Annotated in this window: 9 protein-coding genes; 7 read left to right on the top strand and 2 right to left on the bottom strand. The window is 44.9% G+C overall.

Translation table 11 applies throughout. The features are described from left to right. Positions 1–440 precede the first annotated feature (440 nt). A complete protein-coding gene (locus tag QUB66_RS12510) occupies positions 441–1,586 on the top strand; it encodes a PepSY-associated TM helix domain-containing protein (protein WP_332968514.1) in 1,146 nt (381 codons plus the stop codon). 223 nt (positions 1,587–1,809) lie between these two features. Here the strand turns inward: QUB66_RS12510 and QUB66_RS12505 are convergent, their stop codons facing one another. Continuing rightward, positions 1,810–2,814: a hypothetical protein gene (locus tag QUB66_RS12505; protein ID WP_332968516.1), complete on the bottom strand. Its 1,005-nt coding sequence runs from the start codon at positions 2,812–2,814 to the stop codon at positions 1,810–1,812. A gap of 170 nt (positions 2,815–2,984) precedes the next feature. Beyond that, positions 2,985–4,601, bottom strand: a complete 1,617-nt coding sequence (locus tag QUB66_RS12500) for a TonB family protein (RefSeq protein ID WP_332968518.1) — start codon at positions 4,599–4,601, stop codon at positions 2,985–2,987. Between the two features lie 421 nt (positions 4,602–5,022). On the opposite strand from QUB66_RS12500, the gene QUB66_RS12495 reads away from it, so the two are divergent. The 6 genes from QUB66_RS12495 to QUB66_RS12470 all read left to right on the top strand — a co-directional run bounded on the left by QUB66_RS12495 (position 5,023) and on the right by QUB66_RS12470 (position 12,693). Then, positions 5,023–5,871 carry a MotA/TolQ/ExbB proton channel family protein gene (locus QUB66_RS12495; protein WP_442923294.1) on the top strand — a complete coding sequence of 283 codons (849 nt, stop codon included), beginning with the start codon at positions 5,023–5,025 and terminating at the stop codon, positions 5,869–5,871. Continuing rightward, the gene (locus QUB66_RS12490) at positions 5,855–6,256 is read left to right on the top strand and encodes an ExbD/TolR family protein (RefSeq protein WP_332968519.1); all 402 of its coding nucleotides are present in this window, start codon (positions 5,855–5,857) and stop codon (positions 6,254–6,256) included. The genes QUB66_RS12495 and QUB66_RS12490 overlap by 17 nt, the downstream gene beginning before the upstream one ends. A 927-nt stretch (positions 6,257–7,183) precedes the next feature. After that, positions 7,184–9,991: a TonB-dependent siderophore receptor gene (locus tag QUB66_RS12485; RefSeq protein ID WP_332968520.1), complete on the top strand. Its 2,808-nt coding sequence runs from the start codon at positions 7,184–7,186 to the stop codon at positions 9,989–9,991. A gap of 64 nt (positions 9,992–10,055) precedes the next feature. Further along, the gene (locus QUB66_RS12480; protein ID WP_332968521.1) at positions 10,056–10,745 is read left to right on the top strand and encodes a hypothetical protein; all 690 of its coding nucleotides are present in this window, start codon (positions 10,056–10,058) and stop codon (positions 10,743–10,745) included. 356 nt (positions 10,746–11,101) lie between these two features. Beyond that, the gene (locus QUB66_RS12475) at positions 11,102–12,202 is read left to right on the top strand and encodes a PepSY-associated TM helix domain-containing protein (protein WP_265235569.1); all 1,101 of its coding nucleotides are present in this window, start codon (positions 11,102–11,104) and stop codon (positions 12,200–12,202) included. 299 nt (positions 12,203–12,501) lie between these two features. Then, positions 12,502–12,693: a hypothetical protein gene (locus tag QUB66_RS12470; RefSeq protein WP_332968522.1), complete on the top strand. Its 192-nt coding sequence runs from the start codon at positions 12,502–12,504 to the stop codon at positions 12,691–12,693. Positions 12,694–12,710 lie beyond the last annotated feature (17 nt).

Raw genomic sequence — 12,710 nt, 5'->3', positions numbered from 1 at the left:
TCATTCTCTCCCGGCGCGGTGGCTCTAGTTCTTCTTTTGCCACCGTTCTCATCTTTATTTAGTCTAAACTACAGTTAGTAAGGGGGGGACAAGATTCCGATCAAAGTCCCCCTTGCTTTCGGGGGATTTAGGGGGATCGAGATATGTGCAACGACCCATTGAATTGGTATTACATAAGTAGATGAGTGGGAAAATATATAAGTCTGTCATCGCGAGCGAAACGAAATGAAGCGAAGCAATCGCAGAGGTTCTGACAACCTTACATTCTGTTACATAGCAATGTTTATTTGCGCCTACCTACTTAGGACTAATGAGTTGAAAAGTGTTTTTCTCAGTCCTCATAGCGAGGACTTTAGCTTTGAGACAGGGAATTCATTCCCTGTCGGACTATCGGTTTTACCTTAATGAGAACAGTTAACGGCTTTGAGAAAAATTTCCAGATGAAGTTCCGCAAACTCGCATTCAAACTGCATTTGTATTTGGGGTTGGTGGTAGGAATATTTCTAGCAGTAATTGCTTTAACGGGCAGCTTACTGGTTTTTGGGCCCGAAATCGAGCGGTTCTTCAATCCCCAACTCCTGCAAGTCATTCCTCAAGTCGAACGGATACCGCTGGAAAATGTCCTGCAAATTGTCGAAAAAGCTTATCCCCAAAATCAAGCTCTTAGTATCTTACTGCCGCGATCAGCGAAGGAAGTTTGTCAAGTTTCGATGCTGTCAAAGAGTGAGGAAGTAGTGAGCATTTATGTCAATCCTTACAGCGGCAAAATTAAGGGTGCGCGCCTTGATAAAAAAAGTTTTACAGGTTTTATTTTTACGTTACACGCGGAATTAGCTGGAGGAGAATTTGGTCATTTTGTGGTAGGTATTTGCGGTATAGTAATGCTAGGACTAACTTTTACTGGCTTATTTTTGTGGACTGGTTGGCGCAATTTGGCTCGCGGATTTTCGATTAGTTGGCAAGCTCACTGGCAGCGGACTGTATTTGATTTACATAACGTTTCTGGCATTGTATCGGTCGCTTTTCTTATCCTAATTTCTGCTACAGGAACAGCGATAATATTTTACACGCCGATTGAATCTTCTCTGTATTGGCTAACAAATGAAAAGCCACAGGCTGCATTGACTTCTCATCTCCAATCTAGCAGTTCGAGGCAAAATCTTGATGAAATATTACAGCAAGTTAATACCGTTTTGACAGAAGCTAAAACCACTTTTATTTCTCTGCCTTTGACACCTGAAGCAACTTTTAAAGTCAGGAAAAAATTTCCAAATGACCCGCACCCAAACGGGATTAGCACTATTTATCTCGACCAATACAGTGGCGAAATATTGCGGGCTGATAGTGTAAATTCAGCTTCTCTAGCAAATCGAATTCTCAACTCGCTTTATCCGTTACATATTGGCAGCTATGGCGGAATTTACCTGCGACTGGTACACGCGATCGCAGGATTAGCAGCGATTGTACTTTTTATGACGGGTGTACTGATGTGGCGGCAGCGACATTTGGCGAAATTTTACCGCAAGGAGGAGAGACAGCAATATGACAAATTATCTCCAATTAGTCAACAATGGCCTTGGTTTTAACGAGAGCGGCGTGCGATTTTATGCGGGTGTGATTTTTCTGCTTAAAAGTCCCTACTCTCTGAATTCTAATACCATTTTTCAAAGATGTGCTGATGAAGTCTTAGCCCCCCCTTACTAAGGGGGGAGTTGGGGGGGTAATATCTAGCACTACTTTATGAAATTGGTATAAATCCCATCAATCGCCTATCTTTAAAAAAAGAGTAGCGCGAAACAGGAACAAAAATTATTTTTGAAGCTGCCCCTGTTGCCAATTACCTTCTAGCTTAGTTCCATCTGCATAAATGTAGGAACCTTGACCGTGTTTCTGCCCGTTGAGAAAGTCACCTTGATAGCGATCGCCATTAGCGTAAGTACAGACACCTTTACCGTTAAACTGACCCTCGCGAAATTCGCCTTCGCAGCGATCGCCATTGGCAAAAATATAAACACCTTTCCCACTCATCTTACCCTTGACAAAAATACCTTTATAGCTATTGCCATTAGCAAACTCCCGGACACCCTCACCATTAAATTCTCCATTCTCGAACGGGCCTTGATAACGTCCCCCTTCTTTAAAAGTTAACAACCCCTGACCTTGAGGGTTGCCCTTGACAAACTCTCCTTCATAGCGGTTGCCGTTCGGATATTCGCGAACCCCTTTACCATCAAATTGCCCCTCACTAAACTGCCCCTGATAACTACCTCCGACCGCAAAGGTATAGGTTCCCTGTCCGTGAGGCAAATTACTCAGCAACTCTCCTTCGTAGCGGTTCTTATTAGCATATTGACAGACTCCTTTACCGTTAACTTTGCCTTCTTTAATATCTCCTTCGCAACGAGTGCCATCACTGAACGTAAAAGCGCCCCGCCCGCTGGGAGAACCATTGGTAAAAGAGCCTTCATAACGAATGCCGTTAGTGGAAGTAAAAATACCCGTACCGTCGAATTCACCGTCTTTAAAAGTTCCTTCGTAGCGGTTGCCGTTAGCAAATTCGCGGACACCTTGACCGTTGAATTCACCAGAGGCAAATTCTCCTTGATATCGACCTTCTGCTTTAAAAGAATAGACACCTTTACCGTGAGGTTGGCCGTTGAGAAATTGCCCTTCATAGCGATCGCCATTGGCATATTGGCAGAGACCAGGCCCGCTGAGTTTACCCTCGCTCAATTCTCCCTCACAACGTCCGCCATCGGGTAAAGTAATCACTCCGGCCATTGCGCTGTGAGGGTTTACGAATAACTCAGCCATTCCCAAATTGGAGCCAAGTAATAGAGCGAATCCAAATCGCTGAAGTTTAGTTAATATTGCTGGCGACATTCCGAAATTCATAATTTACACAAAATTCAATTTTTAACTTTACAGTTGCTTTCTTGGTGCTATTGAATTCCCAGCAAAATTGCTAGGTTTCCAGAGAATTCCTACTCATTGAGCCGGAAGGTAATGGATGCTACTTTTCCTTGAATGCCGCTTTCTGATGAGGCAAATTTCCATCTTTCTACTGTTTTAATCGCAGCGCTATCGAAGTCGTCGTATTTGCTAGAAATCTCGATCGCGATGTTGAAGGCCTTACCGTTGGGGTCAATATCAAACTTGACTTTTACTTGACCCTGACGCCCTTCTTTTCTGGCGGCGCTGGGATATTCAGGTTTACCGCAGCTAATGCAAGTGCCTGGTGCCGGGCCCGAAGGACGGGAAGGACTCTCCCCTCCACCAGGGTTTTTCGGTTTTGGCACTGAGCGCGAACCACTACCAAAGGGCTCTGAAGAACCCCCCCCAGCAGTTTCACTCCCACCGGATGGTGAGTTCGAGGGACTTCCTCCTGGGTTTGTGGCATCCGCGATCGCCGTTCCCGAATTGCGGCTGCTTCCAGGCCTGGTAGTTTTGACTGGCGGCCCCGCTGCGGGCGATCGAGCTATGGTTCCAGAACCCGTTGCAAATGGCTCTGAGGAAGAGCTTGCGCTTTCATTCTGGGGGTTTCCGCCTCCCGGGGCAGAGGTGGGGTTTGTGACATCGGCGATCGCACTTCCCGAATTGCTGCCGCTTCCAGGCCTGGTAGTTGTGACTGGTGGGCCCGCTGCGGGCGATCGGGCTATGGGCCCAGAAGCAGGATTTAATGGCTCTGAGGAAGAGCTTCCGTTTTCATTCTGGGGGTTTCCGCCTCCGGGGGCAGAGGTGGGGTTTGTGAGATCGGCGATCGCACTTCCCGAATTGCGACTGCTTCCAGGCCTAGTAGTTGTGACTGGCGGGCCGGCTGCGGGCGATCGGGCTATGGGCCCAGAAGCAGGATTTAATGCCTCTGAGGATGGCGAGGGCGAGTTATTGTTTTCAGGACTATTCGAGGACTTGGGATTTCCAGCATCTGCGGTAAAATCTGGGGCACTCTCAGCGCCCTTGGGGCGAGATTGGGTAACGGGTGGTTCGCTTTTAGGAGGTTCCTCGCTGGCGATCGGGCGATCGTTTTTGGGAGGATTGGGCGATGGGGTTTTGGGTTCGTTGGCGATCGGGCTTGGAGGAGTTTCTGGGGGAATCAAATCCTGTTTAGGTGCGATCGCAGAAGGCTGCTCTGGAATCGGGGGTGGCGTTGCTGCGATCGGGGCTTCCTCTGGAATCGGCGGTGGCGTTGCTGCTACCGGGGCTTCCTCTGGAATCGGCGGTGGCGTTGCTGCTACCGGGGCTTCTTCTGGAATCGGTGGTGGTGCTACGGGTGGCTCTTCTGGAATCGGTGGTGGCGCTACTGCTACGGGTGGCTCTTCTGGAATCGGTGGTGGCGGTTCTGGTTTGAATGTCTCAGGCGGGGGAGATACCTTTTCTGGAATAGCTGGCTCTGGCTTGATTTCCTCTACTTTCGGTTCATCCAGCATGACAATTTCAATGGCATCGTCATTTGCAAATTCAGCCGGTTTGACCAACTTGAGGCTCAACGGCAGTACAACAGCGTGCAGTACGGTTGAGGCTAGCAGACCGATCGCCAGAATTTTTTTGAGAGCCTCTTCTTCTTGTTGTCTTTGCGTCGCCGAAACGTTTGAAAAACTCATTCCTGATGAATCTCCTTGATTAGATTATAATTATTGTCATTTATTGATTTTTTATATAGCGAGTTTATCCTATCATCTAGCATTCTGTTTGGCTGTCTGTGTTACTCAGGCGGGCGCTGTCTGCGGTCGAATTCGGGCAGAGAACATTCCCAAATTCCTTAACTGCAATACTCTAAGCCATACTGTACCAAAAAAAATCAGTATTCTCAAGCCTTTTAAGTTATAATAATTATTTATGAATAATAAAATTAATATAACTTATTTGTATGTTATGTTAGGTGCGATCGCTTGACATTCTCGAATAATCGTGAAATTCTAGTTGAGAATCTTTTTAATTATTGAATACTATTGTCAAGTCCTAATGCAAATTTTAGCAACAAAGCACTGACCGAAAAATCGGTAGGGATAACAGTAGGAGCATTTGGAGTACAGGCAAAGATACTCAGATACAGGTAGTGCGTTTGTGCGATCGCGCCAAGGAGTGAAACCATTCTCCGTCTCAATCACTTGTGCCGACTTGACGCAGAAACTCTACCAGCCTTCTATCGCGCGGCGTTGCAGCATTAGACAGCCTGCGATCACTCAACAGAGCAAGCGAGACTACAAACCAATGGATACTTTGATTTACATTTTTCGCGCCGCGGGCATAGTTGCTTGGCCCCTGTTTGCGTCGTCAATCGCAGCAGTCGCGTTGATTATAGAGCGTCTTGCCTTTTGGTTTCGGGTAAATCGGCGGCAGCGGCGAGTCGTGCGAGAAGTTCTAAATCTCTACCGCGACAACCCCGATTCCGCCATCAAAAAATTACAAGTAAACGCCGATTTGCCCCTAGCCCGGATTTTTTTAGAAGCTTTAGAATTAGACTCGCCCAACATTGAAGAATTTCGTTTGGCCCTAGAAAGTGGCGCTCAGGCAGAAATCCCTATTCTGAAGCGATTTAATACAATATTTGATACCATTATCAGCCTTTCCCCACTATTTGGGTTGCTAGGCACTGTTTTGGGATTAATTACCACTTTTGGCTCGCTCAAACTGGGAGAAGCTGGGAGCAGCAATGCAGCGGGCGTTACCGGTGGGATTAGCGAAGCTCTGGTATCTACGGCAACGGGGTTAGTGGTGGCAATTTTTACGCTGTTATTTGCCAATATGTTTCGCGGGTTTTACTTACAACAAATTGCTTTTATTCAGGAAGCTGGAGGGCAGTTAGAATTATTGTACCGTCACCGCTACGAAAAATTACCGAGAGAATCTAACTATGCGTCTACCCGATGAACCGGATAATATTGCTCAGATCAATATCGTGCCAATGATTGATGTGGTATTCGCTATATTGACGTTTTTAATCATTTCTTCTCTGTCTTTATCCAAATCCGAGGGTTTGCCGGTCAATTTACCAAAAGCATCAACTTCTCAGACTCAGGAAGCGCCTTCTAAAATTACTATCACTATTGAGGAATCGGGAAAATTAATGGTTGATAAAAAGCCAGTCAATTTAGACCAGATTGAGAGTGCGGTGCGGCAGGTGATGGGTTCTAATCAGACTTCTTTAATTATTTTGAACGCGGATAAAAGTGTCAATCACGGAAGTGTTGTGGAAGTTATGGATCGATTGCGTCGAATTAAGGGAGCTAAGTTAGGGATTGCTACCATTAAGTAGAGAGTTAATAGAATTCCTACTTGATAATTTTCTCATACCCTTAAACTGCAATTCCCCGATGCAGATTTACTCAAGATCATAGAATTGACTCACGAGTGCTTAGAAACCGTGTTTTTTCAATAAAATATAGCTTTCTGTTTCTCCGTCTTGCAGAAAGGTAAAAGCTAGTTGATGAGGCTGGTGCTGGCACCTGTAGCGCAGGAAGTCTAAACCTGTCGAACTTTTACTGGAGATTTCTCAAAAATCCTTCAAAGGTTGAGCCATTCTACTTGTTGCACTGATTGCAACCCTGAAATCTTGAAATGGGCGATCGCACGGCCGGTAACTGCGATCGTTTTTTCAAAACGTTTTTTAGGTGTGACTAGAACTTATTGAAAGTAATTATTAATTAATGTAAATTTTGACAAGCCAAATAATCGCTTTTGGCAAGCACTCATACATAATAATTTTTAATATTATTCCTCGGCAATCATAGTTTTTATTGTGTAAGACAACGGACTCATCCAATGTAAAAGCCAATTATCAAAGGATTTGCAGCTTAAAGCGCGGGGGATTGCAACAGCGCCCTTGTCGGCAGTACAGTGAAATTTTGCCAAAAACCAAACAAACTTGATCAAAAATCAAATAAATATTTGCTTGATATTTGCAAAAAGTTTGTTTATTTTAATTAATTGATGCGAATATTATGCAATAATTATTTGGTTGTTGACTGCGACCCGAGAGCAGAGCATCGTCCCTCATGTCAGGAAACTAGATTGAAACTACGATCGCAGCATAGCTACGCCTGTTACTCACAGACTTGGTTTCCGTGTTGGTGTAGGTAGGTTTTCAGCAGAGTACAAGTGACCAGAGTGCAGCTCAATCGGTGCATTCGCTCCGCGACAGATGGTGTAGCGTCTCAAGTTTTTTTAAGTGTGTGGTGTGGAAATGAAACTGTGTTTGCCGTTTTTTTGTGTGGCGCTGCTGGGCGTTGGTATCATGCCAGTAGCAGCAGTTGGGCCAAGGAGTTTCTCTGACGGCGCTAACCCAGACTCTGGTGAAACTGCGCCTGAGAGTGCCCCCGTTCCGAGTTCAATAGATCCCTTAAAAGAGGACGATCGCACTCAATCTCAATGGTGGGCGATGGCTTCTGCCATCGAGCCCCAAAAACCCCTCGAAGAACCCAATTCTGACTTGACATTTGCTCCCAAGCCGGATGGCGATCGCCCGAATCCTCTTCCTAATATTGAACCTAATATTGAACCGACAGCACAGCCAAAAGAGCCCACAGCAGCCATACCAAAACTCGACTCCATAGCTCGTCCGAATACCAGTGTAGAAAGCTTATTAAATCCGTCAAGACCGAGTTTGACCAACTTTTCAGATGTTGTGCAAATCTCTCAATCAGTCGTACAAGTAACAGGCGTGCGATTGAACCCAACACAGGCAGGTTTAGAAGTCATTTTAGTTTCAGCAGAGGGGCAAGTCCTGCAAGCGAAAACCAGGACTGAGGGCAAAACTTTGATAGCTGAGATTTCCAATGCTCAATTAGTTCTACCTGATGGTCAAGAATTTCGGGCCCAAAATCCATTTGAGGGAATTAATTTAGTCACGGTGACTCAGGTTGATGCTAGTAGTATCCGCATCAGCATCACGGGTCAAGAAAATTTGCCAACAGCAGGCGTACTCAGAAGCGCCAGCGGTTTAGTTCTGAGTGTCAGCACAGAAAAAATTAATATCATTGTCACGGGCAATCAGCAAACTCCTTATCTACAGCCCAACGCTTCCTCCGCCACCCGCACAGACACCCCAATTCGAGATATTCCTCAATCGATCCAAGTAGTTCCTCAAGAAGTGATACAAGATCAACAAGTTACCCGCTTAGATGAAGCACTCGGCAACGTTAGCGGTGTCACATTGGGCGGAACTGCTACAGGTCGGGGTAGCGAATTCGGGCTTCGGGGTTTTGACAATGCCCCTGTCTTGCGAGATGGTTTCAGGCGATATGGTAATTTTGGATCTTTTCCAGAAGTCGCCAACCTCGATCGCGTTGAAGTTCTCAAAGGGCCAGCTTCAATTTTGTACGGCGAGATTCAACCAGGGGGTTTAATTAACTTAGTATCAAAACAACCGCTCTCAGAACCTTTCTACGAAGCAGAATTGCAACTGGGAAACCAGACTTTTGTCCGGCCCCGGTTTGACATCTCCGGCCCCTTAACCTCAGATCGCAGCCTGCTTTACCGCGTCAACGGATTGTACCAAACAAGTGATAGTTATCGGGGCTTTAACCAAGACAATCAGCGGTTCTTTATTGGACCGACACTGACCTGGAAAATTAGCAATCGCGCCGACTTGACGGTTTCTCTGGAATACACCAACGATCGGCGTGCTGGTGATAATGGATTGCCTGCAATTGGCAATCGAGTTGTTGACGTTCCGCCCGATCGCGTTGGCAGCGAACCGGAGGATAGAGTAGAAACCCAATACTTGAATGTTGGCTACAATTTCGAGTACCGTTTCAGTGAAAACTGGAAGCTACGAAATGCGTTTCGCTATTCATCCTACGAGTTCGATTTCAATGTAGTTGCTCTGCAACTTGACTTTGATGATGAAACTGGCGACCAGAGTCGCTTCTTTGCTTCTCAAGACGGCCAAGATAAAAACTACGCCCTCCAAACAAGCATGGTAGGTGAGTTTGCTACAGGTTCAGTCAAACACACCCTGATCTTCGGTGCAGACATCAGCTACAACAATGAAAGAATTTTCGCAGTAGGTGATTTTGAAACACCGACTTCCCTAAATATTTTCAATCCTGTTTACGGACAAGTCCCCAGCCCTGATGAGGATACACTACCTGGTTTTGGAGGAAATGAAGTAGAGACAAGCCGATATGGTTTCTACGTCCAAGATCAAATTTCAATCTTCGATAATTTAAAGCTACTAGCAGGTCTTCGCTATGACACCGCAGAGCAAAACAACCGAGTGCTTCCAGGTGATTCCACCTCAGATAGCAGCGAAACAACTCAAAATTACGATGCTTTTACCCCCCGTGTAGGGATTGTTTATCAACCCATCCCAGAAATTTCCCTTTATGGCAGCTATTCGCGCTCTTTTAATCCAGGTTCGGCAACAACAGTAGGCGGCAATATCATCGAACCAGAAACCGGAAAAGGGTATGAAGTCGGTATCAAAGCTGAGTTGTTCGACAGAAGGCTTGCCGCTACTTTGGCATACTTTGACATTACAAAACAAAACGTTGCCGTCACCGATCCGAATAATTCTTTATTCTCAATAGCCTCTGGAGAACAGCGGAGTCGAGGCCTTGAACTCGATATTTCGGGACAGATTTTGCCCGGTTGGAATATTATTGCTGCTTACGCCTATACGGACGCTGAAGTTACAGGAGATACAGACCGATCTCTGGTTGGCAACAGACTGTTTAATGTTCCCGAACATAGCGGTAGTCTGTGGACAACTTATGAAATTCAAAGTGGCGATTTGCAGGGTTTAGGTTTTGGGGTTGGGTTCAACTTTGTGGGCGAGAGACAAGGGGATTTATCTAACAGCTTTCAAGCGGATAGTTATTTCCTCCCCAATGCCGCTGTTTTTTATCAACGCGATAATTGGCGAGCCGCCATCAACATCAAAAACCTTTTCAATGTCAATTACATCAAATCTGTCACGAATAGCAGATCGTCTGGCAATCTGCCTGGTGAACCATTGACAGTAATTGGTTCATTTACCCTAAAGTTTTGATGTTTTTTGACAATTGGGAAACAACTCAATCAAGTTTTAATTTTTTAGAGCAGGAGATTCCACCATGAAACGATTTCAACTTAATGCAATTATCGTTGTAACTGCGTTAGTCGCGATCGCGTGTCAAGCCGAATCAAATCAACCACAAGCAAATCAACCTGATGTTCAAAAAGCTACAACAAACGCTTCAAGCACCCCTGAAAAGGCTGTTGGGCAAGCGCCCCCCAAAATTACGCCATCACCTGTAGCCACTCAGGTGATCTCTATGAATGCCTACAAAGTGCCTTACTTAGGATTTAATGGCGTGTTTAATCTCAACACAGAACACCAGAACTCTGTCAAAGATCCGCGCAATCCCAAACGCATTGATATCGAGAAGATGGAGAAATTTAGCTTCTACAAAGATGCAGCCGGGAAAAAACCAATCGCACGGAATTGTCAGTATGTCTACATGGGTGCAACTGGCGATTCCAAGTATTACGCCGAATACAAAGTAACTTGGGATTTATTTGAGTTGGTGAAACAGGAAAAGCAAGATCCAAACTGCAATAAGTTCCAGTATCTCAGTTTCGTACCGCCGCATGGTGAAGCAACTGGTGAACCCATACATATGCACTTTCGTTATGCCAGTAAGCCATCTAGTTTTGCAACGCTGGTGAATATGACCAAAGATCCAGAGGATGCGACTAAATTTAGTCCTTGGTTTGCCACTTATTGTGGTGGTGGCAAAACTAAGTGTGGCACAGGAGAGTGACAGGTTAATTTACCATAATTTCGCTCCGGGGCGGGTTTACTAATATCTGTAATCAAGCGCTCTAGGAGCCTTTAAACCAGCCCCCGATCGTAGTTAAAAACCCCAAAAAACATAACTCACATCAACTTTAGAAAAAAAAATAAGAAATCAATAGAGCTTACCGTAAAACCAGAAACATTATGGAATAGTCGCGCTCCAATCCCGCTAATAACTCTCACTCTTTTTATTGAAATGCTCGGCATTAGATTCGGTTAATCTGTAGTAGCAGGAGACAAACCCTAAATGCCATCTCAAAAAGTCGTAAAATTTGTTTTGTTTTATACTTAATCATTTTTTTTACCATGAAAATTCGCAAATTGATACTAACAATACATGGTTCGATTGCGATTGCGATCGGGCTATTACTAACTGTGATTAGTTTGACTGGTAGCGCCCTTGTATTTCACCAGGAACTAGATCGCGCGATTCACCCATCTTTCATGCGAGTTGTTCCCCAAGCAAAGCTAGTCTCGCTGGATCAAATGATCGCACCAGTGCAAGCTGCTTATCCTAATTTCCCTTTAGAGTCAATTCGCTTTCCTCAAACGCCGGATGGCAGCTATCAGATCACAATAAAAGCCCAAGACGGAGAAAGCTTAGATACATTTGTTAATCCTTACACGGCTAAGATTTTGGGAGCGAGAAAGTGGGATAATTCTCCAATTGGATTTCTCTACAACTTCCACTACAAATTAGCGATAGGTCAAGTGGGAATGGTGGCTGTCGGTATAACTGGCTTGCTATTTTTACTAATCGTAATTACAGGGATAATATTGTGGAGTGGTTGGCGAAAGTTGAAAACAGGCTTGACAGTTCGCACGACTGCACCACTACCATTATTAAGTTACGATATCCATCAAGTTGGAGGCATTTTATCAAGTACATTTTTACTAATTATGGCTGTTACAGGTGCGAGCTTGTCATTTTTAGTTCTGCAATCTTCATTCAATCAATCTCCGCAATTGGCAAAAGTCTTGCCCCCTGCGAAACAACCCATAGCTTTAAGTGAACTGTTACGCAAAGCTGATGCAGCCATGCCGGATGGAAAAACGACTTATGTAGTTTTTGACGAACATGAACCAGAAAAAATTACGGTTAGCAAGCAACTTCCTCACGAGTTAATTCGATTTGCTATGAGTAATGTAGAACTGAACCGATATAGTGGGGAAGTTTTGACAGTCAATCGCGTTGTAGAACCGCCACCTATGTTCAAGTTTATGATTGCGATCGGCACTCTTCATTTTGGTCTTTTTGGCGGAATTTACAGTCGCATTCTCTATGTATTCATCGGCTTAATACCCAGTATTTTATTAATCACTGGTTCGGTGAATTGGGAACGGAGACGGTGGCTGAATGCCAGACGGGAATCAACATCCCAATTACTGGCAAATCAAACTGAGTCAAATCGGCTTTCTTAAGCAGGATTTACTCACAAGAAAGAAACCTGGTTATTATGAAAAGTTGACTATTTTTAACTAGAAATTTACGATTTAACTAGGTTTATGGTTGATGACTATGAAGCCTGTAAATCCTCGTCGGTTGATAGCGAACAATCTGAATTCATATTCAAGTTTAGCAACGCCCTCCAAAAAATAATTCGGACTTGGTATTTGATACTGCACGCGCTAGCGATCGCAAAACTCTTATACCAATTTCATAAAATAGTGCTACAGTTAGCTGACAGCAGAGGACGATCGCACTTATTGACGCGAAAACGGTGGAAGCAGCGAATTTGTGCCGCGCGAGTTACGATTTGACAGATTTGGATCGTCCGCAAGTGGAGGCGGGAGCGCGGCGACTGCTCAATATTAGCCCGCTGCTGGATGTAACATTGCAGGCAAAGAAGTTAAAAAAGTCAATCCCACCAGTAAGAAATAACGGTAGTGCCCTGAAGGAAAGGATGGAGTAAGCGACTATTAGAGAGAA

It is taken from the genome of Microcoleus sp. A2-C3 (assembly GCF_036706065.1).
GTDB lineage: Bacteria > Cyanobacteriota > Cyanobacteriia > Cyanobacteriales > Microcoleaceae > Microcoleus.
This window is presented reverse-complemented; position numbering and strand designations above follow the sequence as displayed.